This window comes from Rhodococcus coprophilus NBRC 100603 (genome assembly GCF_001895045.1).
Classification (GTDB): Bacteria; Actinomycetota; Actinomycetes; order Mycobacteriales; family Mycobacteriaceae; genus Rhodococcus; species Rhodococcus coprophilus.
On the sequence record NZ_BDAM01000010.1, the window covers coordinates 42,318 to 67,842 of the forward strand.

General features: G+C 67.9%; 21 protein-coding genes and 4 riboswitches. Of the genes, 9 read left to right on the forward strand and 12 right to left on the reverse strand.

Annotated features, from left to right (window positions below; genetic code table 11):
• Window positions 1–15 precede the first annotated feature (15 nt).
• The 3 genes from RDCOP1_RS16815 to cobN form a co-directional block, all read right to left on the reverse strand.
• The gene (locus tag RDCOP1_RS16815; RefSeq protein ID WP_072703733.1) at window positions 16–1,098 is read right to left on the reverse strand and encodes an ABC transporter substrate-binding protein; all 1,083 of its coding nucleotides are present in this window, start codon (window positions 1,096–1,098) and stop codon (window positions 16–18) included.
• Window positions 1,099–1,108: 10 nt separating this feature from the next.
• A riboswitch (cobalamin riboswitch) is annotated at window positions 1,109–1,298 on the reverse strand.
• 82 nt (window positions 1,299–1,380) lie between these two features.
• Window positions 1,381–2,166, reverse strand: a complete 786-nt coding sequence (gene cobF / locus RDCOP1_RS16820; RefSeq protein WP_072702881.1) for a precorrin-6A synthase (deacetylating) — start codon at window positions 2,164–2,166, stop codon at window positions 1,381–1,383.
• Complete coding sequence (gene cobN / locus RDCOP1_RS16825) at window positions 2,163–5,783, reverse strand: cobaltochelatase subunit CobN (RefSeq protein ID WP_072702883.1); 3,621 nt, start codon at window positions 5,781–5,783, stop codon at window positions 2,163–2,165. Before cobN ends, cobF begins: the two co-directional genes overlap by 4 nt.
• Window positions 5,784–5,836: 53 nt before the next feature.
• A riboswitch (cobalamin riboswitch) is annotated at window positions 5,837–6,030 on the reverse strand.
• Between the two features lie 37 nt (window positions 6,031–6,067).
• On the opposite strand from cobN, the gene RDCOP1_RS16830 reads away from it, so the two are divergent.
• The 3 genes from RDCOP1_RS16830 to RDCOP1_RS16840 are packed head-to-tail and all read left to right on the forward strand — an operon-like array spanning window position 6,068 to window position 9,333.
• Entirely contained in the window at window positions 6,068–7,141 is a 1,074-nt protein-coding gene (locus RDCOP1_RS16830; RefSeq protein ID WP_072702885.1) for a ferredoxin-like domain-containing protein, read from the forward strand.
• 12 nt (window positions 7,142–7,153) lie between these two features.
• Entirely contained in the window at window positions 7,154–7,804 is a 651-nt protein-coding gene (locus tag RDCOP1_RS16835; protein WP_072702887.1) for a precorrin-8X methylmutase, read from the forward strand.
• Window positions 7,801–9,333: a precorrin-2 C(20)-methyltransferase gene (locus RDCOP1_RS16840; RefSeq protein ID WP_072702889.1), complete on the forward strand. Its 1,533-nt coding sequence runs from the start codon at window positions 7,801–7,803 to the stop codon at window positions 9,331–9,333. Before RDCOP1_RS16835 ends, RDCOP1_RS16840 begins: the two co-directional genes overlap by 4 nt.
• 6 nt (window positions 9,334–9,339) lie before the next feature.
• On the opposite strand, the gene RDCOP1_RS16845 is transcribed toward RDCOP1_RS16840, so the two are convergent.
• Both RDCOP1_RS16845 and cbiE read right to left on the reverse strand, forming a co-directional pair.
• Window positions 9,340–10,095, reverse strand: coding sequence for a cobalt-precorrin-4/precorrin-4 C(11)-methyltransferase (locus RDCOP1_RS16845; protein ID WP_072702891.1), 756 nt, complete (start codon window positions 10,093–10,095; stop codon window positions 9,340–9,342).
• The gene (cbiE, locus tag RDCOP1_RS16850) at window positions 10,092–11,303 is read right to left on the reverse strand and encodes a precorrin-6y C5,15-methyltransferase (decarboxylating) subunit CbiE (protein WP_072702894.1); all 1,212 of its coding nucleotides are present in this window, start codon (window positions 11,301–11,303) and stop codon (window positions 10,092–10,094) included. Before cbiE ends, RDCOP1_RS16845 begins: the two co-directional genes overlap by 4 nt.
• 41 nt (window positions 11,304–11,344) lie before the next feature.
• A riboswitch (cobalamin riboswitch) is annotated at window positions 11,345–11,539 on the forward strand.
• Between the two features lie 38 nt (window positions 11,540–11,577).
• Here cbiE and RDCOP1_RS16855 point away from each other — a divergent pair.
• From RDCOP1_RS16855 to RDCOP1_RS16870, 4 genes are read left to right on the forward strand one after another with little or no spacing between them, the layout of a single operon-like run.
• Entirely contained in the window at window positions 11,578–13,530 is a 1,953-nt protein-coding gene (locus RDCOP1_RS16855) for a magnesium chelatase subunit D family protein (RefSeq protein WP_084722668.1), read from the forward strand.
• Window positions 13,530–14,144: a cob(I)yrinic acid a,c-diamide adenosyltransferase gene (cobO, locus tag RDCOP1_RS16860; protein ID WP_072702900.1), complete on the forward strand. Its 615-nt coding sequence runs from the start codon at window positions 13,530–13,532 to the stop codon at window positions 14,142–14,144. Before RDCOP1_RS16855 ends, cobO begins: the two co-directional genes overlap by 1 nt.
• Window positions 14,145–14,154: 10 nt before the next feature.
• Window positions 14,155–16,533 carry a bifunctional hydrogenobyrinic acid a,c-diamide synthase/histidinol phosphate aminotransferase CobBC gene (cobBC, locus tag RDCOP1_RS16865; protein WP_072702903.1) on the forward strand — a complete coding sequence of 793 codons (2,379 nt, stop codon included), beginning with the start codon at window positions 14,155–14,157 and terminating at the stop codon, window positions 16,531–16,533.
• Window positions 16,530–17,462 carry a cobalamin biosynthesis protein gene (locus tag RDCOP1_RS16870; protein ID WP_072703736.1) on the forward strand — a complete coding sequence of 311 codons (933 nt, stop codon included), beginning with the start codon at window positions 16,530–16,532 and terminating at the stop codon, window positions 17,460–17,462. Before cobBC ends, RDCOP1_RS16870 begins: the two co-directional genes overlap by 4 nt.
• Before the next feature lie 134 nt (window positions 17,463–17,596).
• On the opposite strand, the gene RDCOP1_RS16875 is transcribed toward RDCOP1_RS16870, so the two are convergent.
• The 4 genes from RDCOP1_RS16875 to RDCOP1_RS16890 are packed head-to-tail and all read right to left on the reverse strand — an operon-like array spanning window position 17,597 to window position 20,818.
• Window positions 17,597–18,340 carry a cobalt-precorrin-6A reductase gene (locus RDCOP1_RS16875; RefSeq protein ID WP_072702905.1) on the reverse strand — a complete coding sequence of 248 codons (744 nt, stop codon included), beginning with the start codon at window positions 18,338–18,340 and terminating at the stop codon, window positions 17,597–17,599.
• A complete protein-coding gene (locus tag RDCOP1_RS16880; protein ID WP_072702908.1) occupies window positions 18,337–19,830 on the reverse strand; it encodes a cobyric acid synthase in 1,494 nt (497 codons plus the stop codon). Before RDCOP1_RS16880 ends, RDCOP1_RS16875 begins: the two co-directional genes overlap by 4 nt.
• 5 nt (window positions 19,831–19,835) lie before the next feature.
• Window positions 19,836–20,609: a CbtA family protein gene (locus RDCOP1_RS16885; RefSeq protein ID WP_072703738.1), complete on the reverse strand. Its 774-nt coding sequence runs from the start codon at window positions 20,607–20,609 to the stop codon at window positions 19,836–19,838.
• A gap of 14 nt (window positions 20,610–20,623) precedes the next feature.
• Window positions 20,624–20,818, reverse strand: coding sequence for a CbtB domain-containing protein (locus RDCOP1_RS16890; protein ID WP_072703741.1), 195 nt, complete (start codon window positions 20,816–20,818; stop codon window positions 20,624–20,626).
• A 29-nt stretch (window positions 20,819–20,847) separates the two neighbouring features.
• Window positions 20,848–20,966: riboswitch (cobalamin riboswitch) on the reverse strand.
• Between the two features lie 44 nt (window positions 20,967–21,010).
• On the opposite strand from RDCOP1_RS16890, the gene RDCOP1_RS16895 reads away from it, so the two are divergent.
• The gene (locus tag RDCOP1_RS16895) at window positions 21,011–21,556 is read left to right on the forward strand and encodes a histidine phosphatase family protein (RefSeq protein WP_072702911.1); all 546 of its coding nucleotides are present in this window, start codon (window positions 21,011–21,013) and stop codon (window positions 21,554–21,556) included.
• A 4-nt stretch (window positions 21,557–21,560) separates the two neighbouring features.
• On the opposite strand, the gene RDCOP1_RS16900 is transcribed toward RDCOP1_RS16895, so the two are convergent.
• From RDCOP1_RS16900 to RDCOP1_RS16910, 3 genes are all read right to left on the reverse strand, one after another.
• A complete protein-coding gene (locus RDCOP1_RS16900) occupies window positions 21,561–22,490 on the reverse strand; it encodes a cation diffusion facilitator family transporter (RefSeq protein WP_072702914.1) in 930 nt (309 codons plus the stop codon).
• A gap of 75 nt (window positions 22,491–22,565) precedes the next feature.
• Window positions 22,566–23,708, reverse strand: a complete 1,143-nt coding sequence (locus RDCOP1_RS16905) for an FUSC family protein (RefSeq protein ID WP_072702917.1) — start codon at window positions 23,706–23,708, stop codon at window positions 22,566–22,568.
• Window positions 23,695–24,111, reverse strand: a complete 417-nt coding sequence (locus RDCOP1_RS16910) for a DUF3151 domain-containing protein (RefSeq protein WP_072702919.1) — start codon at window positions 24,109–24,111, stop codon at window positions 23,695–23,697. Before RDCOP1_RS16910 ends, RDCOP1_RS16905 begins: the two co-directional genes overlap by 14 nt.
• A gap of 79 nt (window positions 24,112–24,190) precedes the next feature.
• Between RDCOP1_RS16910 and RDCOP1_RS16915 the strand changes: the two genes are divergently transcribed.
• Window positions 24,191–25,474, forward strand: coding sequence for an Rv0361 family membrane protein (locus RDCOP1_RS16915; protein WP_231922894.1), 1,284 nt, complete (start codon window positions 24,191–24,193; stop codon window positions 25,472–25,474).
• The last annotated feature ends 51 nt before the right edge of the window (window positions 25,475–25,525 follow it).

Consider the following 25,525-nt stretch of genomic DNA (forward strand, 5'->3'; position numbering starts at 1 on the left):
TCGTCTCGACCACCATCAGCTGCCGATGTTCCATTCACGCACTGCAGCCGCGACCTTCTCGATCCCGTCGATGGTGCGGATGGACGGGTTCATGTCCGCTCCGTTCACCACGATGTAGCGCTTGTTCTGCACAGCGGACAGTCGCTGCGTGACCGGATTCGACTCGAGGAAGGCGATCTTGCTGTCGAGGGCGTCACCGTCGATGCTGCGACGGCTCAGATCTCCCAGCACCAGCGCAGTCGGGTCCCGGTCCAGGACCGACTCCCAGCTCACCTGCGGCCATTCGTTGGTGGTGTCGTCGAAGACGTTCTTCGCCCCGACGGAGTTCGTGATGATGCCCGACGAGCCACAGCAGCCGGCCACATAGGGGGTGTTGATATCAGCGAACCAGAACGCCAGCGACACATCCGACGCATCGATCTCGCCGGCGGCGTTCTCGTACCGCCGCTCGAGTTCCGCGACGAACTCCTCACCGCGATCGCGCACATCGAAAATGGCTGCAAGCTCGCGGATCTCCCTGTAGACCGAGTCCATCGTGAGCGGTTCGGTGCGGTTGCCGTCGGCGTTGACGCTCTCGTCGTTCTTGCCTACGCAGTCGGTGGGCGACAGGTACGACGGCACTCCGAGCCGGTCGAACTGATCCCGAGCGGCCACACCGCCCTCGCCGAGTGTGCCGCCGAACGATGCCGATACGAAGTCTGGTTCGGTATCGAGGACCACTTCGAACGACGGTTTGTTGTCGGCGAGACGCGGAACCTTCGCATTGTCCGCCGCGAGGTTCTCGCGCACCGGGTCCGTCCACGTCGCGGTGCCGACCATCCGATCAGCGAGTCCGAGCGAGAGCAGGATCTCCGTGGAGCCCTGGTTCAGTGAGACGGCCCGTTGCGGGGGCGCATCGATCGTGACGGAATAGCCGCAATTGTCGATCGTCAGTGGGTAGTTCGTCGCAGACGACGAGACCTCGACGTCCTGTTCGGCGCCCGTCTCCGTTTCGCCGGTCGAGCAGCCTGCGACCGCGAGGGTCGCGACGACGAGTGCGATGCCTGTGCGCAGCACCGAGTTCCGCCCCTGCCGGGCGGTGAATATCGAGTTGTTCATGTCCATCCTCGTGGTGTCACTTCGGTCGGCGCAGGTGTCCTGGCTCCCGGATCGACGCTCTCCCCCGGCCTTCCAACCGTGATGGGTCGTGGCCATACGAGTGGGGGATCGCTCCTCGGTGACAGTTGCGGGACAGCCCCGGATTCGCACCGGTGTTCCCTACGTCGCATCGAAGCGTACAAGACCTTCGCGAACAGAGACACAGCGGCGGTCCGGCAAAAGGGCACGCCGATCGGGAAAATGGTATTCACGGCCTGAATCGACCACCGACGTCACCCCCGCTCAGGAGGGACCGGCGGAGGCGCGGCGAAGAAGATATGTATCCATCACCCAGCCACGCGCGACCTTCGCCCGCGCCCGCGCCTTCTCGATCTGGGGAAGTACGTCGGGGAGGCGCCCGGCTACAAGTTCTTCGTCGGTCGTTCCCAGCTGTGCGCCCCACCAGATATCCCACACACCAGACAATTTCGAGCACGCGAGCTGTCCGTCGAGCATCACCACGATGTTCTCGGCGCCTCCGGCGACCTCCTCGAGAAGCCGCCGGCCCGTCGTGACGGTGATAGGGCCTCCGATCACGTTGAGCACGATCCGGTGTCGGGCCGCGAGCATCTGCACGCTGCTGACTCCCGGGATGACGTCGTAATCGATGTCGAGTCGTCCGCGCATGCGAATACGTTCGACGACGCGAATAGTGCTGTCGTACAAGCTCGGATCTCCCCACACGAGGAGCCCGACGGTCTCGCCGTCGAGAACCTGTTCGAGGAGCGCGATCTCGTAGGCTTCGGCGCGGGCAGCGTGCCAGTCGCGCACCTCGGCGCCGTACACCTCGGGAGTCCGGTCGCGCGGCGGATCGGGCACCGCGATCACACGATAGTCCCCCGTGCTGTGACGGCGGCAGATCTCTTGCCTCACAGCGACGAGACCACCGGTACCGGCACGTCCGGCTTCGGCTTCCTTGTCGGCGACAAGGAACACGTCGACGCTGTTCAACGCGCGTACGGCGGTCACCGTCAGGTCGTCGGGCCCACCCGGGCCGATACCGATGAGCCGCAGCCGCCGGACGGTCACCCGCGGTCCTCGAGGTCACCTTCTGCGTCGAGGTACGCCTGTTGCAGCGCCTGCATCGTGTCGGGATCCGGCTCGGCCCACAGACCACGGTCGGCAGCTTCGGTGAGCCGCTCGACGATCCCGCGCAACGCCCACGGGTTCGCCTCGCGGAGGAACTGCTGATTCTCGGGATCGAGAGCGTATGTGTGCGCGAGGGTTTCGTACATCCAGTCGGCGACGACACCGGCCGTGGCGTCGTACCCGTAGAGGTAGTCGACGGTGGCGGCGAGTTCGAACGCACCCTTGTAACCGTGCCGGCGCATCGCGGCGAGCCAGCGCGGGTTCACGACCCGCGCCCGGAACACGCGCGCAGTCTCCTCCGTCAACGACCGGGTGCGGACCGCATCGGGGGTCGTGGAGTCCCCGATGTACGCCTTCGGGTCGCCACCGGTGAGCGCGCGCACGGTCGCGATCATGCCGCCGTGGTACTGGAAGTAGTCGTCGGAGTCGGCGATGTCGTGCTCGCGGGTGTCGGTGTTCTTGGCCGCGACCGCGATGCGACGGTAGTTGGCGCGCATGTCGTCGGCAGCGGGCTCGCCGTGCAGATCACGCCCGTAGGCGAACCCTCCCCATGCCGTGTACACCTCGGCGAGGTCTGCGTCGGTCCGCCAGTTCCCGGTGTCGATGAGTTGCAGAATGCCCGCCCCGTAGGAGCCGGGCTTGGAACCGAAGATCCGCCGCACCGCGCGGTCCGCGTCCCCGTGCTCGGCCTCGTCCCGCTGGGCATGGGCGCGAACGTAGTTCCGGTCGGCAGGTTCGTCGAGTGCCGCGACCATGCGGACCGCGTCGTCGAGCATTCCGATGACATGCGGGAACGCGTCGCGGAAGAACCCGGAAATACGGACGGTGACGTCGATGCGTGGCCGGCCGAGTTCCTCGAGCGGCACTACGGTCAGCTCTCGGACCCGGCGCGATTCGGGGTCCCATTCGGGGCGCACGCCGATGAGCGCGAGGACCTCGGCCACGTCGTCCCCCGCGGTACGCATCGCAGACGTTCCCCACACCGAGAGCCCCACCGACTGCGGGTACTCCCCGACATCGGCGAGGTATCGCTCGACCAGGGCATTCGCGAGAGCCACGCCGGTGTCGTAGGCAAGACGGCTCGGTACAGCCTTCGGATCCACGGTGTAGAAGTTGCGGCCCGTGGGCAGCACGTTGACCAGGCCCCGCAACGGCGATCCGGAAGGTCCGGCGGGGATGTAGCCGCCGTCGAGGGCATGGAGCACAGCGTCGAGTTCGTCGGTGGTCCGCGCCAGGCGGGGCACCACTTGCTCAGCAGCGAACTCCAGCACTCGTGCGACCTCGTCGTCGGCACGTCCGAGTACGGATTCGACTGTGGCCGCGCCGGATCCGCGAGTCCAGCCGCAGTCTTCCATCGCTTGGACAAGCGCACGGGCCTGGGCCTCGACCGCGTCGACCTCGGTGAGCGGCGCATCGGGTTTCAAACCCAATGCGGCGCGAAGCCCGGGCACCGCGTGCGATTTCCCTCCCCACACCTGGGCTGCGCGCAGAATGGACAGCACCAGATTCACGCGCGCCTCCCCCTCGGGGGCACCACCGAGCACATGCAGGCCGTCCCGGATCTGCGCATCCTTCACCTCGCACAGCCAGCCGTCGACGTGCAGCAGGAAGTCGTCGAACTCCGCGTCGTGCGGGCGATCGTCCAGGCCGAGGTCGTGGTCGAGTTTCGCGGCCTGGATCAACGTCCAGATCTGCGCGCGGATCGCCGGGAGCTTCGCCGGGTCCATCGCCGCGATGTTCGAGTACTCGTCGAGCAACTGCTCCAAACGCGCGATGTCGCCGTAGGATTCGGCGCGGGCCATCGGCGGAATCAAGTGATCGACGATCGTCGCGTGTGCGCGTCGCTTGGCCTGCGCGCCCTCGCCCGGATCGTTGACGAGGAACGGGTAGATCAACGGCATGTTGCCGATCGCGGCGTCCGTCGCACACGACGCGGACAGGCCCGCATTCTTGCCGGGCAGCCACTCCATCGAGCCGTGCTTACCGAGATGCACGACGGCGTCGGCGCCGAAACCGTTCTCCACCCACCGGTATGCGGCGAGATAGTGGTGTGACGGCGCCATGTCGGGATCGTGATAGATCGCGACGGGGTTCTCACCGAAACCGCGTGGCGGCTGGATCATCAGCACCACATTGCCCGCCTGCAACGTGGCAAGGACCACGGCCTTGTCGTCGCCGTCGCCGTCGACGAACAAGGAGCCGGGGGCATCTCCCCAGGTTTCCGTCATCGCATCGGTCAGTTCCGCGGGCAGATTCTTCGTCCACTCGCGGTACTGAGCCGTGGTGACGCGCACAGGGTTACCGGACAACTGCTCCGCGGTAAGCCATTCCTCGTCTTGTCCCCCCGCATCGATAAGCGCGTGGATCAGGGCGTTTCCGGCTTCTGCGTCGTCGTCGAGATCCATGCCCGGAAAGCCGTCTCCCACGTCGTAGCCCTGTTCACGCATGGTCCGCAGGAGCCGGATCGCCGATACGGGGGTGTCCAGGCCCACGGCGTTGCCGACCCGGGAGTGCTTCGTCGGATATGCCGACAGCATGAGGGCGATCCGCCGCTGTGGTGGCGCTACATGCCGTAACCGGGCATGTGCCACCGCAATACCCGCGACCCTGCGGCAGCGTTCGGGATCGGTGACATAACGCGGCAGTCCGTCGACATCGAGTTCCTTGAACGAGAACGGCACGGTGATGATGCGCCCGTCGAATTCGGGAACTGCGATCTGGGTGGCCGAATCCAGCGGGGACACACCGTCGTCGGAGTCGGCCCAGTTGTCGCGGCTCCACGTCAGGCACAGCGCCTGGAGGATCGGGATGTCGAGTGCAGCCAACGCCGCTACGTCCCACGTCTCGTCCTCGCCACCGGCGCTCACTGTCGCGGGTTTGGTGCCACCCGCGGCGAGGACCGTGACGACCAGGGCATCGAGGGTGCCGAGTTCGCGCAGAAGATCATCCGGGGCACCGCGCAAGGACGCGCAGTGGATTGCGACGCCGCATGCCTTGCCGGTCGCGTCGATCGCGTCGGCCAGGTCGTGCGCGAACTGGACGTTTCCGCTGGTGTGGTGGGCGCGGTAGAACAACACCCCGACTCGCGGAAGCACCGCGTCAGGGTTTGCGGGACGGTCGAGAACGCCCCATTCGGGCAGCTCGAGCGGGGGTTCGAAGCCTTCACCGCCGAGGAGCACCGTGTCGGACAGGAACGCGTGCAGCCGAGCGAGGTTCGCCGGGCCGCCATAGGCGAGATAACGGTGGGCCTCTGCGGCGGTACCGATCGGCACCGTCGACCAACCCATCAACTCCGCATCGGGGGTCTGCTCACCACCGAGAACGATGACGGGAACTCCTTGGGCAAGAACCAAGTCGAGCCCTGTCTGCCAGGAACGGGCGGATCCGAGGATCCGCACGACGACCAGGTCGGTTCCGGTCAGCAAGGCAGGGAGCGCTCGGGGATCCTCGCCGGTCAGGTCGAGGCGGGACGGGTTGCCGACCACCCAGTCGGCGCCACTGGAACGCGCCGACAACAGGTCGGTGTCCGACGTCGACAACAGCGCGAGCCGCGTCACAACGCAACCCCAAGCAGCACAACAGAAGCCATGTTCAGTCTCCAAAACCCTCGTGGACCTCGCGTGCCGTGGCCGGTCTCCTGGCTGACGGATCGACGCTGCTCGGCCGACCTTCCCGGAGCTGACTCCAGTGGTCTCCGCACCGGCGGACCGGTACGGACGAGGGCGAACAACTACCCGCTCACAGTGGCGAGGGCCGCGTCGGTTTTTCACCGACTTCCCGAGCACCACGGCAAACCGAGAGTAGCGCACGGTTTTCTCCGGGTGTGCAACCATGTGCGCTCATGGCCGACCTTCCTCCCGAAACCTTTGCACCGGATCGGTGCCCCGGGGTGTTGCGTCCGCATCTCGCAGCCGACGGTGCGCTGGTACGACTGCGTGCGCCGGGCGGCCGGGTGCCGGACGGTGGTGTGCACCGGTTGTCGGTGGCGGCCCAGCAGTTCGCGGACGGCGACCTTCACCTCACGTCACGCGGAAACATACAGATCAGAGGCATTTCCGTCGACGAATGCGGGGCCGTTCCGGAAGGACTCGTGCAAGCGGTCTCCGGTGCCGGGTTCCTGCCGTCGGCGTCCCACGAACGTGTACGGAACATCGTCGCGTCGCCGCTGTCCGGACGGTTCGGCGGGCTCGCCGACATCCGGCCGCTCGTCGGTGCGCTCGACGAGGCCCTGTGCCGGGAACCTGCACTCGCCGACCTGCCCGGCAGGTTTCTGTTCGGTCTCGACGACGGCCGCGGCGATGTTGCGGCTCTCCGGTGCGACCTCGCCGCGGTCGCGGTCGATGCCCGCAGCGCACGGCTCACCATCGGAGATCTGTCCGGCCCGACACTGCCGCTGCCGGACGTGGTCGACGTCATGATCGCGACGGCGCTGCGGTTCGTCGAGGCACGGGCGACACGGTGGCACGTGCGGCAGCTCCCTGAGGCCGGACGCGAAATCGGCGGTGTTTCAACCGTTCCCCCGGCACCGCCTGCCGTGATGCCGTACGGCGTCCTCGGTACCGCGGTGTCGGTGCTGGTTCCGCTGGGGATACTCACCCCGCCGATGGTCGCCGCGCTGCCGGCCCGAGGCGTGATCGTCACACCGTGGCGTGGACTCGTTCTTCCCGGTGACAGCGATCCGGCCGCGCTGGCCGCGGCCGGGTTCGTGCTCGACGACGATTCGCCGTGGCGACGGGTCACCGCTTGCACGGGTGCACCCGGGTGTAACCTCGCCGGTGGAAACACCCGAGCACTCGCACGCCGCGTCGCTGCGTCACCCCTCCCGGACCGCGCTGTGCATGTTGTCGGCTGCGAACGCTCCTGCGGCGCACCGCACTCCCCTCACTCCCTCGTCTTCGCCTGCAGTTCGCCGTAACAGGAGCCCGCCGTGATCGAATCCCCGCCACCCCGTCGGTACGAGTACGAAACCGACGGTGCCGAGATCTACGTACGCTCGTTCGCGACGATCCGGGCAGAGTCCGATCTCGCCGCGATTCCCGCGGACGCCGAGAAGGTCGCGGTACGTATGATCCACGCGAGTGGGCAGACCGACCTCGCCCGAGATCTGGTGATCCATCCCGATCTGGTCGTGGCGGCCCGTCGGGCACTCGACGCCGGGGCGCCTGTTCTCACCGACGCGAACATGGTTGCCTCCGGTATCACCCGCACCCGCCTGCCCGCCGGCAACGAGGTGCTGTGCCTGTTGCGTGATCCACGGGTTCCGGCTCTCGCGGAACGTTGGGGAACCACCCGATCGGCGGCGGCGGTGTCGCTGTGGGCCGACCGGCTCGACGGGGCTGTCGTCGCGATCGGCAACGCTCCCACCGCCCTGTTCCACCTGCTGGAAATGCTCGACGCCGGCGCGCCCCGACCGGCCGCAATCGTCGGGGTGCCGGTCGGTTTCATCGGTGCCGCCGAATCCAAGGAGGCACTGATCGAACACGGTCTGCAGATCCCGTACCTGGCGGTCCGGGGACGACGGGGCGGCTCGGCGATGGCATCGTCCGCCCTCAACGCACTGGCACAGGAAGCGGAATGACCACTACAGCAAACACTCCCGGCAAGATCTTCGGCGTAGGCCTGGGACCCGGCGACCCCGAACTCATCACACGCAAAGCTGCACGACTGGTCGGAGATGCCGACGTGATCGCCTACTATTCGGGAACACACGGCCGGTCGATCGCGCGTGCCATCGCGGCCGACCTCATCCCGGACGGTGCGTTCGAGGAACGTCTGGTGTACCCGGTCACCACCGGCACCGTCGACCACCCGGGCGGATACGACGGCGCGATCGCCGACTTCTACGACGAGTCCGCGGCCCGGTTGGCCGTCCACCTCGATGCGGGCCGGACCGTGGTGGTGCTGTGCGAGGGCGACCCGTTGTTCTACGGCTCCTACATGTACCTCCACGATCGACTCGCGACCCGCTACGACGCCGAGGTGGTTCCCGGAGTGACGTCGTTCTCCGCAGCGGCGGCCGCGGCGGCGGAACCGCTGGTGCGACGTACCGATGTCCTGACGATTCTGCCGGGAACGCTGCCGGAACCGGAACTGGCGCGTCGCCTCGCCGACACCGACGGCGCCGTGATCATGAAGCTCGGCCGTACCTTTCCCGCAGTCCGCAACGCGCTCGCGCACTCGGGTCGGCTCGCAGATGCCGTATATGTCGAGCGCGCATCGATGGATGGTCAGCGGATCGCACCCGTTGTCGATGTCGATCCGGCCGACGTGCCGTACTTTTCGGTGATCCTGGCCCCGGGCGACCGGGCGCCGCGAAACGCCGGCATCGCGGACCGGTCCCGTCCGGCGGTCGAGACGAAGTCGGAACTTGTTGTCACCGAGGAGGTTCTGGTGATCGGGTTGGGTCCCGCCGACGAGAAGTGGCTGACGCCGGAAGCGTCCGATGCACTCGCGTCCGTGGACCACGTCGTCGGATACGGGCCGTACGTGGACCGGGTTCCGGTTCGACCAGGCCTGCAACGGCATTCGACCGGCAACACTGTGGAGGTCGATCGTGCCCGGTTCGCTCTCGATCTCGCGCTTGCCGGAGAGAAGGTTGCCGTGGTCTCCGGTGGCGACGCCGGGATCTTCGGCATGGCGGCGGCAGTGTTCGAGGCCGCTCGCGACGACAGATACGAGTCCGTACCGATCCGGGTACTTCCCGGTGTGTCCGCGGTTCAGGCGGTCGCGGCCCGTGCCGGTGCACCCATCGGAGGAGATTTCGCGGTGATGAGCCTGTCAGACCGGCTCAAGCCGTGGGAGGTGATCGAACGACGTCTCGTCGCTGTCGCCGAAGCCGACCTCGTGCTGGGTATCTACAACCCTGCGTCTCGCTCACGCACGACGCAGGTCGCCGACGCCAAGGACGTACTGCTGCGACACCGCCCGGGCGACACCGTCGTCGTAGTGGGACGCGACGTGGGCCGCCCCGGAGAATCGCTCGACGTCACCACGCTCGAGAAACTCGACCCGGCGAGCATCGACATGAAGTGCCTGCTCATCATCGGCGCTGCAGCAACCTCGGTGACGGCAGCCGGGGCGGTGTGGACCGCACGATCGGTTCGGTGACGACCGCTACACAGGGCGGTCGCGCGCCGGGTCGTAGAGATGCGAACACGCCACTTCCGACTGCTCCCGGACACCGAGCGCCCTACCTACGAGAATCACCGCGGTGTGCTTCAGGCCGGCCCGCTCGACCCGGTCCGCGATGTCCGCGAGCGTGCCGCGGAGAACCAACTCCTCGGGGCGCGATGCGAAGGCCACGACGGCAGCTGGGCAGTCGGTTCCGTACTCCGTGCTCAACTCCTCGGCGAGGGCCCGCACCCTGGTGATCGCAAGGTGCAGAACCAGACTGGCGCGCAAACCCGCGACCCGCGCGAGTGCCTCGGTGTCGGGCATCGCCGTCGACCGCGCCTGCGTACGGGTGAGCACGACCGTCTGCACAAGTTCCGGCACCGTCAGTTCGGCGCCGAGGGTCGCAGCTGCCGCCGCATACGCGGGCACGCCCGGAGTGACGTCCCACGGCACTCCGGCCGCGTCGAGCCGCCGGGTCTGCTCGGTGAGCGCCGAGTACAACGACGGATCGCCCGAACACAACCGCACCGCGTCGAGTCCGCGGCGGTGCGCGTCGACGAGATGCTCGGTGATTCGATCGAGGTCCAGGTGCTGGGTGTCCACGAGTTCGGCATCCTCGGCGCAGTGCGCGAGGATCTCCTCGTCCAGGTAGGTACCCGCGTACAACACCACCGGCGCCTGTCGCAGCAGACCGGCCGCACGCAGCGTGAGCAGATCGGCCGCGCCGGGCCCCGATCCTACGAAATGAACTGTCATTTCCCACCTTTCACAACGGACCACTGCACGACCGGACTCAGTGACTGCCACCCGGTGAATGTTCCTATGGACGCAGCCTGTTCGACCGACAACCGGGTCAGCTCACCGCCGTGCGCCTTCCACCATTCCACGAGCACCGCCTCGGTCTCGAGGGTCACCGAGTGAGCCACGAGACGACCACCATCGCGCAGCGCGTTCCAGCACGCGTCGAGCACTCCGGCCCGGCTACCACCGCCACCGACGAAGATCGCGTCAGGCGTCTCGAGTCCCGACAACGCCTCCGGTGCCTCACCGCGCAACACGCGCACCGAGGTCGGCACCCCGAGCCGGGATGCGTTGCGCTCGACGGCCTCCGCGCGTGAGGGGTTCCGTTCGAGTGCGATCGTCCGGCAGTTCGGATCGGTACGCGCCCATTCGATTCCCACCGATCCTGCACCGGCCCCGATATCCCACAACAACTGTCCCGGTTTCGGTGCCAGCGCGCACACCGCTGCGGCCCGGACGGGTCGTTTGCTGAGCTGTCCGTCGTGTTCGAAGGACTCGTCGGGTAGCCCCGGAATCGTCGATCTTCCCTCCGCTCCTACACATTCGACGCACAGAAGGCTCAGGTCGTCACCTGTCACGCCGACGAACTCCCGCGCCGTTCCCGCCCGGCGCGACTCGTCGGCCTCGCTGCCGAGATTCGACAGGATCGTCACCCGCGCCGCACCGAATCCCTCGTCGACGAGCAGTCGCGCGACCACGTCGAGACTCGATGCATCCGAGGTCAGCACGATCAGCCGTCGATCACGAGACAAGTACCGGCGCAACGTGTCGACGTTCCGGCCGACGAGAGTGGCGGTCTCGCAATCCTCTGCGGCCCAGCCCATCCGGGCACGGGCCAGTGCGACGGACGACACCGCCGGAATCACGTGCACCGCGTCGCGACCGAGCCTGCGGATCAAGGTCGATCCGATTCCGGACACCAGTGGATCACCCGACGCGAGCACAACGATCGACCGCCCGGCATAGCGGGCGAGCACGTCGTCGAGACCCGCGAGCAGCGGGGAAGGCCACGGCTCGCGGATCGCGCCGGAGTTTGGCACAGACGCGAGATGCCGACGCCCGCCGAGCAGGACTTCGGCGCCCAGAACGTGTGCCCGCGCGGCCGGCGCCACGCCGGCCCAACCGTCGGCACCGATGCCGACCACGGTGATCGAAGAACCCATGGCGGTGAACCATAGTGCAGGGCGGTGTGGATACACTCGGCCACGGCAAGACAATCGAAGGTGCCCCTCACGGGGATAATCGGGAAGCCGGTGAGAATCCGGCACAGGCCCGCTGCGGTGACCCGGGAGTCGTCGATCATGCGCGTACGCGCAGCCACTGGACCATCGGTCCGGGAAGGCGATCGCACGATGTCCGACCGGGAAGTCCGAATACCGGCCTTCGATTCAGCTGCCGAATAGTACGTCCCAGCGGGAGCCTGTGGAGGGTCGAGTAGTGCACGTGTATCCGTTCAGCGCCGTCGTCGGTTCAGACGATCTGGCGCTCGCCCTGACGCTGTGCGCGGTGTCGCCGGAGATCGGCGGCGTGCTCGTGCGCGGCGAGAAGGGCACCGCGAAATCGACGATGGTCCGAGCGCAGGCAGCACTGTTGCCGCAGGTCGACGAGGTCGAGGGCTGCCGCTTCGCGTGTGATCCCCGGTCGGTCGACCCCGCCTGTCCCGACGGGCCGCACCCGACGAACGCGCCCGTACGGCGTCGTCCGGCGCGCCTCGTCGAACTGCCCGTGGGCGCCACCGAGGACCGGGTTACCGGGTCGCTGCACCTGCAGAAAGCGTTGTCGGCGGGCACTGCGGAATACGAACCCGGCCTGCTGGCGCTCGCGCATCGCGGCGTGCTGTACGTCGACGAAGTGAACCTCCTGCACGACCATCTCGTCGATCTGCTGCTCGATGCCGCTGCGATGGGTCGTTCCACGGTCGAGCGCGACGGGGTGTCCGTCACCCATGCCGCACGATTCGTGCTGGTCGGCACCATGAATCCCGAGGAAGGCGAACTGCGACCGCAGCTACTGGACCGGTTCGGCCTGACGGTCGACGTGGCGGCGCCACGTGATCCGCAGTTGCGTGCCGAGATCATCCGCCGTCGCCTGGCATTCGACGCCGACCCCGCAGCATTCACCGCGCAGTGGGCCGATGCCGAAGCCGCGCTGTCCGAGCGCATCGTCGATGCGCGCCACAGGATGCCGCAAGTACAGCTCGGTGATGCTGCGCTCGTCGCGATCGCGGAGGTGTGCGCTGCGTTCGACGTCGACGGCATGCGTGCCGACCTGGTGACCGCGAAAACTGCCGTGGCGCATGCAGCCTGGGAAGGCCGCGGTGAGGTGACCCGGGGGGACATCGCGGTCGCAGCGAAACTTGCGCTGCCTCACCGACGCCGCCGCAATCCCTTCGACTCGCCGGGGATGGACGAGGATCTGCTCGACGAATTACTCGGCAACACCGCGCCAGACGAGGATCCCGACGGCGGTCCGGACGGTGACGGCCCCGACGGTGGCGGCGCGCCCGATCCGTCCGGTCCGGCAGGCGGCGAGGCGGATTCTGCGTCCCCCGAGACCGAGCCGGAGCAAAAATCCGCTCCCGCACCCACCGCGGTGTCCGCCCCCGGCGACCCGTACCGCACCCGACTGTTCACCGCAGACCGCACCGGACGCGGCGCGCCGGGCCGGCGTTCACGGGCACGCACCACCACCGGCCGCACGGTCGGTGAGCGTCGCGGCGATACCGGACCGATCCATCTCCCCGCCACGATCCGCGCGAACGCCCTCTCCCATTCGGTCGGGCAGCAAGCAGGGCCGGGTGGGCTTCGGGAGTTGCGACGCAGGGTGATCGAGGGTCGCGAGGCAAACCTCGTGCTGCTGTGCGTCGACGCCTCCGGGTCGATGGCCGCGAAACAGCGCATGACACAGGTGAAGACGGCGATCCTGTCGCTGCTCCTCGACGCATACCGACGTCGCGACACCGTCGGTCTCGTCACCTTCCGGGGGACCACCGCGAGTCTCACCCTCCCTCCCACCAGCTCGGTCGATGTGGCCGCCGCACGACTTCGCGACCTTCCCGCCGGCGGCCGCACACCGCTCGCCGAGGGATTGATCGAATCCGCCGAGACGGTTCGGCGGCACAGGTTGCGCGACCCGGACCGGCGCGCGTTGCTCGTCGTCGTCACCGACGGTCGCGCGACGTCCGGCGAGAATGCGGTCAACAGAGCCCTCGCGGCGGCCGATGTGGTTGCAGAACAGAGAATCTCCGCAGTGGTCGTCGACTCCGAAACAGGCCGGTTCCGCATGGGACTGGCGGGGCGTCTCGCCGAACGACTCGGAGCCGAATACATGCAGGTCGGCGATATACATGCAGATGCACTCACCGGGATCGTCCGAGGAAGGGCCGCCTGATGCCGAAGGGACAACCGTCCATCGTGCCCGACGACGGGCTCACCACCCGCCAACGGCGCAATCGCCCACTGCTCATGGTCAACACCGGTGACGGCAAAGGGAAGTCGACGGCTGCATTCGGACTTGCCCTGCGCGGCTGGAACCAGGGTTGGCCGGTCGCCGTGTTCCAGTTCGTGAAGTCCGCCAAATGGCGACTCGGTGAGCAGACAGCGTTCGAAACCCTCGGCGAGTTGCACACCGCTCGTGGCACGGGCGGGCCGATCGAATGGCACAAGATGGGCTCGGGCTGGTCGTGGTCGCGCAAGGAAGGCAACGACGAGGACCACGCCGCCGACGCACTCTCGGGATGGCGCGAGATCCAGCGACGTCTGGCTGCGGAGCAGCACGGCTTGTACGTGCTCGACGAATTCACCTACCCGGTCAACTGGGGCTGGATCGACATCGACGAGGTCGTCGATACCCTCTCCCACCGCACCGGGCACCAGCACGTCATGATCACGGGACGTCGTGCGGACCCGAAACTGCTCGACATCGCCGACCTCGTCACGGAGATGACGAAGATCAAGCACCCCATGGACGCGGGCCAGAAGGGCCAGCGGGGAATCGAATGGTGAGAGCAAACAAGTGGTAGCCCTCCCCCGCCTCGTCGTCGCCGCGCCGGCCTCCGGGCACGGTAAGACCACCGTGTCCGCAGGGCTGATGGCGGCCCTGCGGCGCACCGGAATGGTGGTCTCGGGACACAAGATCGGCCCCGACTACATCGATCCCGGTTACCATGCACTGGCGACGGGACGTCCCGGCCGCAACCTCGATCCACATCTCGTCGGCGAAGACCTCGTGGCACCGCTACTCCTCCACGGTGCCGCGGGCGCCGACATCGCGGTGGTCGAGGGCGTCATGGGGCTGTACGACGGAATGCTCGGCACCGACGGTTACGCGTCGACCTCACACGTCGCGTCGTTGCTGACCGCGCCGGTGATCCTCGTCGTCGATGTGTCGCACGCATCGCGGTCGATCGCGGCGATCGTGCACGGCATGGCGTCGTACGACCGCGGCACCCGCATCGCGGGAGTGATCTTGAACAAGGCCGGTTCCCAACGGCATTCGGACGAGGTGATCGCTGCGCTGGAACCGACCGGCATCCCGGTGCTCGGCGCACTGCATCGTGACGACGGGATCTCGGCCCCCTCCCGGCATCTGGGCCTGATACCCGCAGAGGAGCGTGCGGAGGCGGCCGGGCAACTCGATCGACTCGCCGACGCCATCGCGGAACACATCGACCTCGCCGAACTCGTACGGATCGCGCGGACGGTACCGGATATGCACAGCCTGTCGTGGGAGCCCGGCGAGCCGGTGTCCCACAGCGACGTGCGCCCGGTCGTCGCGATCGCGGGTGGCCGCGCCTTCACCTTCCGCTACACCGAAACCGAAGAACTGTTGCGCGCCGCCGGATGCCGCACCGTCACCTTCGATCCCCTGCGCGACGAGAAGCTTCCGGACGGCACCACCGGAATCTATCTGGGCGGCGGATTCCCGGAGGTCCACGCCGCGGACCTCTCCGCGAACGTTCCACTGCGTGACCATCTCCGGGCTGCGATCACCGCCGGTGTACCGACCGTCGCAGAATGCGCCGGACTGCTGTATCTGTGCCGCGACGTCGACGGCGCCGAGATGGTCGGCGCACTCGATGCGTCCGCGCGGATGACCTCGCGCCTGACCCTGGGCTACCGCACCGCGATTGCCACCACCGACAGCCTGCTGGCCACCGCCGGCACCCGCGTCACCGGACACGAGTTCCATCGCACCGTCGCCGAGCCCGGCCCGGCCCCCGGCTGGTTGCTCGACGGGCGGCCCGACGGTTTCGCGACCGCGACACTGCACGCGTCCTACCTGCACACTCATTGGGCCGGTCACCCGCAACTCGCGCAGCGGTTCGTCGACGCCGCCCGCGCCGCGACACCCGTCCCGGCACCGCCGCCGCAGCGCCGCCTGCGCGCCCCCGACCTACACCATCACGGCGATCGCGAAGCCACCCCAGGGCTCGTCGACCTCGCCGTCAACGTTTCGAAACGGCCGCGTCCCGCGTGGCTGGACGATGCACTGCGCGCGTCCCTCCACGATCTGGACCGGTACCCGGACCCGGAGGCCGCCTGCTCCGCGCTCGCAAGCCGGCACGGCCGTACCGCCGACGAGATACTGCCCACCGCGGGCGGCGCCGAAGCCTTCACGCTCATCGCGCGGGCACGGGAATGGCACGCCCCGGTGGTCGTGCATCCGCAGTTCACCGAACCGGAAGCGGCACTCGCAGCGGCCGGACACGACGTGCGGCGTGTGATCCTGCGCGCCGGCGACGGCTTCGTCCTCGATCCCGGTGCCGTGCCCGACGATGCGGATCTCGTCGTGATCGGCAACCCCACGAACCCGACATCGGTGCTGCACCCTGCCGGAACGTTGCGGGCACTGCTCCGGCCGGGACGTGTCGTGGTGGTCGATGAAGCTTTCATGGATGCTGTTCCCGGAGAGACGGAGTCGCTCGCGGGGGAGCGACAATCCGGATTAGTGGTGGTTCGTTCGCTCACGAAAACCTGGGCGATTCCGGGCATCCGGTCGGGGTATGTCGTCGGTGCCGCCGACGTGATCGTGGATCTCGCGGCGCAGCAACCTCCGTGGTCGGTGTCGACCCCTGCCGCCGCGGCAATGATCGCGTGCGCGGCCGCACGCGCCACGTCGGAGGCGGAGACGATCGCCCGGGAAATCGCCGCCGACCGGGCCGCACTCGTCGAAGCTCTCAAAGACTCCGGCCTGACGGTGGCCGGCACTCCCGCCGGACCGTTCGTGCTGGTCCCCGTGCGCGCCGGTACGCGGGAGAAGTTGCGCGCGAGAGGCTTCGCGGTGCGTCGCGGTGACACCTTCCCCGGACTCGGCGAAAAGTGGGTGCGGATCGCGGTACGCGACCGTGCCACCACCGCCGCACTGCTCGATGCGTGGAGATCGATCCGATGAGGGCAGCAGGGTTGGTGCTGGGGTACGTCGCCGACCGGGTTTTCGGTGATCCGCGGCGGTGGCATCCCGTGAGCGGGTTCGGAAAAGTCGCGCGGTGTGCCGAACGAACGATGTATGCCGACAACCGCAGCGCCGGAGTTGCATTCACAGTCCTACTCGTCGGCTCCACCGGGCTGCTGGGCTGGACCGCCGACCGGGCCACCCGATCCCGCCCTCTGCTCAACACCGCGGTCACTGCATTCGCAACCTGGATGGTGCTCGGGGGTCGATCCCTCGGCACCGAGGCGCGCGCCCTGGACCGCCAGTTGCGGCGCGGCGACCTCGCCGCGGCACGGGTGCAGGTCACGCATCTCGTCGGCCGCGACCCCTCACAGCTCGAAGCGAACGACATTGCCCGCGCGACAATTGAATCCGTCGCCGAGAACACCTCGGATGCCGTCGTGGCACCACTCCTCTGGGGAGCGGTTCTCGGTCCGGCCGGACTGCTCGGCTATCGCGCAGCGAACACGCTGGACGCCCGGGTCGGGCACCGCACCCCCCGCCTGGAACGATTCGGGTGGGCATCGGCGCGACTCGACGATGTACTCAACCTCGCCCCGGCTCGGCTGACCGCGCTGCTGGCCGCGGCAATGGGTGGGAACCCTGGTGCGGCACTCCGCACATGGCGACGGGACGCGCACAAACACCCGAGTCCGAATGCCGGTCCCGTCGAGGCGGCTTTCGCCGGGGCGCTCGGAATCACGCTCGGGGGAGCGAACGTCTATCACGGAGTCGTCGAGGACCGCGGGACGCTGGGCGACGGCCCGGCACCCGGCCCGGCGGATATCGGTAGAACCGCGCGTCTCGCAGCACGGGTAGGTGCGGGAGCACTGATTTCGACCGTTGCGCCGGTCGTCGCTGTGCGGATTGCGGTGCGCGCACGCCGGTGACGGTCGGGGTCGAGACTCGTCCCACCGGGACGTTCCGGCAGGGATGACATTTCCAAAGTGGCGCACACGACGTGCAACGGTGCCTGCGCGCCCGACGCGAGGAACGCCGCTGAAGTGCGAGAAACCCGACGAACTCAGATCCGAGACACCGCAGGTTCGAGGACCCAGGCGGCCGCTTCACCCACGGTCGCCACGGTACGGACGCCGGGCGGCCCCGCCGGCCGGCTGACCATGATCACTCGGACGCCGAGTTCAGCGGCCGCGTCGAGCTTCGCTCTTGTGAGGTCGCCCCCGGAATCCTTGGTGACCAGCGTATCCACTTCGTATTTCCGCATCAGCGCGCATTCACCATCGAAGGTGTACGGGCCGCGGGCGTGCACCAATGTCCAGCCGAGCGGGAACTCGCCGTCGAGCGGGTCGACGATTCGCGCCACCACCCGGTGCTTTCGGAGCGGTTCGACGAAGCGATCGAGCGTCTGACGGCCCGTACTCAAGAAGACACCGGATCCGTCGGCCGCAACTTGCGCAGCCTCCTCGTGGGAGGACACCCGGATCCATCCACCCGTCTCGTCGGACCATCCTGGGCGCTGCAAGCGCAACAACGGAATTCTCGCTGCACGGCAGGCATCGGCCGCGTTGGCACTGATGCCCTTCGCGAAAGGGTGTGTCGCGTCCACGACCGCATCCACACCCCCGGTACGCAGGTACGCTTCGAGCCCGTCGACGCCACCGAACCCGCCGATACGCACTGCACCCACCGGCAGTCGTGGATTGTGCACTCGCCCAGCGAGCGAGGACACGAAGTCGACTTCGTTGTCGCACAAAACCTGTGCGAGTTCACGCGCCTCTCCGGTGCCACCGAGAACCAGCACGGTCATGCGAGTGCTCCCGTCAGGGTCGGCAGCGTGGGGTGGTCCCCCATCGTCGAGAGCAGCACATCGACGCCGATGTGCTCGTCGATCATGTCGGCGAGCAGATCGAGTCGAGCCTCGCGTTGTGCAGCGAAATCCACCGCACCGGTGTGCACCTCGCGGCCGACCGCGACGGCTACCTCGCGCAGCCACGCCGTACGCAGTGCATCGCCCTCCAGGGTGCCGTGCCACATGGTGCCGAACACGTTGCCTCGCCGGGCCCCACCGAGGAATTCGTCGTCGCCGCCGGCACAGATACGTCCGTGATGGATCTGGTAGCCCGTCGCTTCGGCTCCGAGTGCCGAGGCGGCCGGTAGCCGCAGCACTTTACTGCGGCCGAATTCCGTTCTCACATCGAGTAGTCCGAGACCATGATCTCGCGCACCCGGAGTTCCTTCGACACCGTGCGGGTCGACGATCTCGCCTCCCAGCATCTGGAACCCGCCGCAGATGCCGAGGACCACTCCACCGCGACGCACGTGGCCGACGATGGCCGCGTCGAGGCCGCGGGAACGCAGCCACGCCAGGTCGGCGAGTGTCGCGCGGGTGCCGGGCACGATCACGACGTCCGCGCCCGCGAGAGCCCGAGGATCGTCGACGAACCGCACTCGCACATCCGGTTCGAGGCAAAGTGCGTCGACATCCGTGAAGTTGCTGACGCGCGGCAACATGACGACGGCGATCGTGAGCGCGCCGTCGCCGTCGTGGCTCGGACGGGATGTCAATGCAAGGGAGTCTTCGGAGTCCAGCCACAGGTCGCGCTGCCAGGGCAGTACCCCGAGCACCGGGCGTCCCGTCAGTGCGCGCAACGAATCCAGGCCGGGTTTCAGCAGAGTGACGTCGCCGCGGAACTTGTTGATCACGAAACCGCGCACCAGCTGCTGATCGGCGGCGTCGAGGAGGGCGAGCGTGCCGTACATCGATGCGAAAACCCCGCCTCGGTCGATGTCGCCGACAAGTATCGTGGGAAGCGAACCGTGTTGTGCAAGTCCCATGTTGACATAATCGTGTGCACGGAGGTTGATCTCGGCTGCACTACCCGCGCCCTCGCACACGACCACGTCGAACCGGTTACGGAGGTCGTCCAACGCCGCGAAGGCCGCTTCGGCGAGATGGTTACGGCCACCCGCGAATTCACCGGCTTCGAGAGTCCCCGCCGGTTGTCCCAGCACCACTACGTGGCTGCGGCGGTCGCTGCCGGGTTTGAGGAGTACAGGATTCATGGCCGGTTCCGGCGTCGCGCGGGCAGCGACCGCCTGAATCCATTGCGCGCGCCCGATTTCGGCACCCTCACCGGTTTCGGGGTCGATCGTGACCATGGAGTTGTTGGACATGTTCTGCGCCTTGTACGGCGCGACCGTCAGGCCGCGACGCGACAGGGCACGACAGATTCCGGCGGTGACCACGGACTTTCCCGCATCCGATGTCGTTCCGGCGACAAGCAGACCGTGCGCCATGTTCGTCAGGCCACGACCCGGACGGGACGGGACGCGCGTTCGGTGAGAAACGCGAAGGCCGAGCCCAGTGTGGCCCAGAGCGCGATCTGGACAGCGAACGACGACACCCGGAAGTCCCACAACAAGGTGGCCGGGAAATCCTCGCCGACCTCGTCGATCGTCGGCAGCACGAGATATCCCAGACTCACCACGATCAGGAATGCGAGGGCGGGTGCCACGAGGCGCACCGTCCGGAATTCGTTGTTCGCGAGTGCTTTCGCGACGATCACTGCGACCGCGACGGCGATCAGGCCGAGGACGACGGTCGCGGCCCACAGCCAGGTTCGCTGGTCGATCGTGTCGGGATCGCCGACGGCGGGCGGATTCGCCGGGTATTTCAGGAACGGAACCGCGCCGATCGCGAGCCACCCCAGGACTGCACCGGTGAGCGCGAGAACAGGGGCGGACAGGTTCGTGCGACGACGGGCGAAGTGGAGGACGGTCGCGAAGAGGGCCCCGACGGCAAGGCCGGTCAGCGCGGTCGCGAGGAACAACCCGGCCTTCTGACCGGACCGGTTCACCGTCGCATCGTCTCCGTGACTGTGGCCCGCCGCTCCCTCCGCGTCGTGCGAGTGCTCTGCCGCACCGAGGGAAGGCGCTGCACCGGCGGCCTCTTCGAGTGCAATGGCGGACTCGATATGCGGTTCACCTGCGACGAAAGCCACCGCGCCCGCGAGCAGACCTGCGATCAGTCCGGCCAGCAGTCCGCGCAACAGCAACTGGACGAAGGTCCCGGGCATCGGCGCTTCAGGTTTCAGTGGCATGGCAGGCCCAGCAGATGACGGCCGTCGTGCATGAGTTCGTGCATGAACATGCCGGTTCGCGATACGGCGCCCTGGTCGAAACCGACCAGGTAGAGCGTCAGCACAGCGAGCACGACGATCGCGGTGACGGCGGCGGCGAGCGCGGCCGAACTCAGCGTGTCGTCCGGGGTATGGGCAACAACCATGGCAACCTCCTGGGATTTCGCGTCCCATCCGAAAGCCATGCACCGAGGGAGTTTTCTGGCTTCCGAAAGAGGAAGATCTTTCGGTTACAGTGGCGCGACCGCTCCGGTATCCCACCGGATTGCCTGCACCTCGACACATGCGTACCGGGGAACCCTGACACCACCGACACGCCCTGTCAAGCGTGCGCGACAATGGCTCTCGTGCCCCGACTGTTCCTGATCTCTCACGCCTCCACCGACGCGCAACGCGCCGTTGCTTTTCCGCGCGACGAGCCTGTCTCAGGTCGTGGACGACGAGAACTCGTGCGAGCGACGGCGCCCGTCGCCGACGTCGCGCTCACCGCACCGGAACTCCGGACAATCGAGACAGCTACAGCCCTGGGCCTGTCCCCCACCGTGGAACCACTGCTGCGCGACATGGATTTCGGACGGTGGTCCGGCACGGCGATGGAGGAGATCCCCGCAGCGAGTCTCGCCGTATGGCTCGCCGATCCGGAGGCCGCCCCGCACGGAGGGGAGTCGATCCACGACGTGATCGTGCGTACCGGCACCTGGCTCGCCTCACTGATGGATTCACCGGAACGCATCGTCGCGGTGACGCACGCCGCAGTGGTACGGGCGGCGACGCTGTGCGCGCTCGGTGCGCCCGCGTCGGCGTTCCGGCGCATCGATGTCCGTCCGCTCGCTGTCACCCGACTCGACGGCAAGGACGGCCGCTGGAACCTGCGGTTGGGATGAACCGCTACCAGGTCACGTCCTGCTCGCAACGCCGGCCGTCGACCGTTCCCTCGACCTGCACCGTCGCGTGCTCGAGGCCGTGCGATGCGAGGGTCGTGCGCGCCGAGTCGAGGATCCACTGGGGGTCGTGGTCGCTCACCAGGTGCACGGTGGCGACGTCCATGCCGGTGGTCAGCGTCCACACATGCAGGTCGTGAACTCCGCACACCCCCGGCAATGCCGCGAGGTCGGAGCGGAGCGCATCGACGTCGAGGTGCGCCGGCGACGCCTGGGTGAGAATCCGCAGCGATGCTGCGGCGAGACGCAGCGCGCGAGGGACGACCCACACCGAGATGAGAACGCCGACGACGACGTCGGCAAGATTCCATCCGAACGCGAGCACCAGAACGCCCGCGACGAGGACACCGACGCTGCCGACCGTGTCGGCAAGCACTTCGGTGTAGGCGCCGCGCACGGCGAGACTGCCCTCGGCATCGGGGCGCAGCATCACCATCACCACGACGTTCGCCACGAGGCCCGCGAGCGCGGTGACGATCATCGGAAGTCCCGGGAGGTCGGGCGAGTCGTCGATACGGCTGATCGCCTCGTAGAAGACCCAGCCCGCAACCCCGAGAAGCAGGACCGCATTGGCCATCGCGGTGAGTACCTCGGCGCGATGCCACCCGAAGGTCCTCGCGGCAGCAGCGCTTCCGCGCCGGGCAAGAATCAGTGCGACCAGGCCCATCGCCACACCGACCACATCGGTGAGCATGTGGCCCGCGTCGGCGAGCAAGGCCAGGGAACCGATCCACAACCCCACCCCGGCTTCGAGCACGAGGAAGATCAGCAGGATCCCCAGCGCGATCGCCATCCGCTTGATGACCCCAGGCGACGGCCCGGCAGAGCCACCGTGTCCGTGGCCTGCGCCGTGCGAATGTCCGTGACCGGAGCCCATGGCCCTCCTTCCAGAGTCCCGGCCATCGTATGCATGAATGCGCATGCATTCAACGGCGAGGTCCGATCGCGACGGTCAGGACTCCGGTTCGTAGGCGGGATGCTCCACCGTCGGCGGCAACGTCGCGATCGCCGAGATGCGTTTGAGCCCTGCGACCTGCAACAAGTCCACGACCAGCGAACGCATCTGCGCGAACACGACCGTCGCCGATACGCCCGCACCCTCGACGAGATCGGGGCTCAGCTTCTTCGCCACGTGTCGCAGCACGCGCGCGGCCTCGGCCCGGTCGGGCTGCTCCCCCGGGTCCGTGAGAGCCATCTCGCGCAGGACGTCGACGGCGTCGGCCAGTTCGTCGAACTGCGCGACGAGCCGCGAGTCGAGAATTTCGTCGTCCCGCACGAGCGTGAGCGACCGCCGGGCAAGCACGCGGACGTTGCGCATCGCATTGTCGATCGGATCGGCCGCCGCCGTCAGTACCTCGAGGCGTGAGCGGCTGTTCCAGTAGAGCGGTGAGATCCGGCTGATCTCCCTGCCACCCTTGAGGTGGGTGCGCATGGTGTCGATGGCCGGCTGGGTCGCGCGGGCCTCGCGCAGTGCCTCTTCGATCGGTTTCGGATTGTTCTCGACCAGCCCTGTCTCGACCTTGCGGAGCACATCTACGGCCGTCCCGAGGATCTCTGCGGCGTTGCGGCGCGCGCGCCGAACCGGATGAGTCGGAACCAACGCCACGACCGCGATCCCCACCAGGCCACCGACCAGTGCGTCGACCATCCGGTCGAAACCGCCCGACTCGCCGGGCGGAAGGAGCGTCGCGACCAACACCGCGGAGTTGCCGGCCTGGATCGCGAAGACCGGGCCGCTGTTGAGCGCCACCGCGGTGGCCATCGCCAGCGCCACGACGAGGGCGATCTGCCACGGGCCGGATCCGATGAGCGACACGATCAGATCGCCGACACCGATTCCCACGGTGACGCCGCACACCAACTCGACGCTGCGGCGCAACCGTGCGCCCAGCGACAGCCCGAGCGACACCACAGCCGCGATCGGAGCGAAGAACGGCGTCGCGTGGTGGATGACGTCCTTGGCCACCCACCACGCGATGCCGGCAGCGAGCGCGCACTGCACGATCGGCAGCGCGGACGAACGTAGGCGTCGCCCCGATTCCTTCAGGCGCTCCCGCGCGTCGACTCGGGCGGGAAAGCGCCTACTCGACGCCAAGTGCTTCCGCCGCGCGGGGGTCGCAGTCCTCCAGGAGGTCGAGGCAGCGTGCGTGCTCGTCTGCCTCACCGATGTCCTTTGCGGCCTTGGCGAGTGCGGCGACGCAGCGCAGGAAGCCGCGGTTCGGTTCGTGGCTGTAGGGGACGGGACCGAAACCCTTCCATCCGTTCCGGCGGAGCTGGTCGAGACCACGGTGGTACCCGGTTCGGGCGTATGCGTAGGCGGCGATGGTGTCGCCGCGTTCGTGCGCAGCTTCCGCGAGGTACGCCCACGCGATCGAGGCGGTGGGGTGCTCGGCTGCGACCTTTGCCGGGTCCTCGCGATCGAGCAGCGCCGACTCCGCTTCGTCGTCGCCGGGAAGGAGGGTGGGCTGGGGTCCGAGAAGATCACCGAATGACGTCATGGGCCCATTCTGCCCGTCATGCCCCGCCGGTCGATAGGCTGCCCGGGTAACCGCAGTCTGTCGAACGAGGTGCAAGCGCGTGCCCGATCCGAACAACGAAGATCCCACCGAACCGAAGCCGACCGAAAAGCCGACGTCCACGGAGTCCGGTGCCACGGCTGCGGGCGACGATTCTCCGGCCGGCCCGGACGATACCGTCGACGCGCCAGCCGATCCCGGCACCGAACCGAAGACGGTCGTCGCCGAGGCTCCGGAGAGCGACAAACTCCCGAAGAGCACCGACGTTCCCCAGACGACCGAGCTTCCGAAGACCGAGCTTCCGAAGAGCCCCGACGTTCCGGTGAGCGACGAGGCTGCCGCAGTCGAAGAACCCTCGACCGCCGAGCCGGCTCCGTCGAGCGAGCATCCGGCACCGACCGAGCAGCCGGCACCGAAGGCACCGAAGGCACCGACCGGCGATCCCGCGACCACTGAGAAAACTGCGGCCACCGAGGAGATTCCGGCAGCCACCCACTCCCCTGAAACGGAACACGCTGCGGCCGCCGAGAATCCCGCGGCAACCGGGGCCTCTGCGGCGACCGAGGACTCGGTTACAAACGACGACTCGGCGACAACCGAGGACTCGGCGGCGACCGTCAGTTTTGCCGCACTCGACAAGAACGTCGAACAAACGAACGCCGAACCTCGCCCCGCGGAGGACACGTCCGTCGACCCGTCGGGTGGTGTCGGGAGTCCTTCGCGGTCGTCGTCGCGAACTGGGCCGGCACCGAGTCCCGCCGACGCGCCCACCGTGCAGATCCCGGTCATGGCGCACACCCCGAAACCACCCCCGGAACGCATCCCGCCCCGGAGCGCTCAGCCTGTGCGTCCAGAGCCGGCACCGGTCGCGCTGCAGCCGTCACCGACGCGGATACCACCGTCCAAGGACAACGACCGCCGACGCCGGATGATCGCTGCCGGAATCGGTGCGGTCGTGGTCGTGGTCGTCATCGCTGCCGTCGCCCTCGCCGTCTTCCTGCAGGACCGTGCGCAGAACTCCCCCGAGAGTCGAATCCGGGCGAGCATCGACACGTTCGTGCAGGGTCTCACCGACGGGGACCTCGACACGCTGCGCGCGTCGACCTGCGGGTCGCTCGCCGACTTCTACGCGTCGGTCGACCCGGCCGATTTCGCCGGCGTCCACGCCCTGGCGGTGCAGGACGGTTCCATCCCCGTGGTGACCAGCGTCGACCGCATCCAGATCACCGACACCACCGCCATCGCGCAGGTGACGGCTCACACCACCCGCAGCCCGGCGGACGTCACCGACCGCACGTTCGACCTCGCGCTCGTCGGTGACGAGTGGAAGGTCTGTAGCGAGTAACCGCCCGACGACGTGAAAGGGGCGCCGACCCTCAGGTCGGCGCCCCTTTCG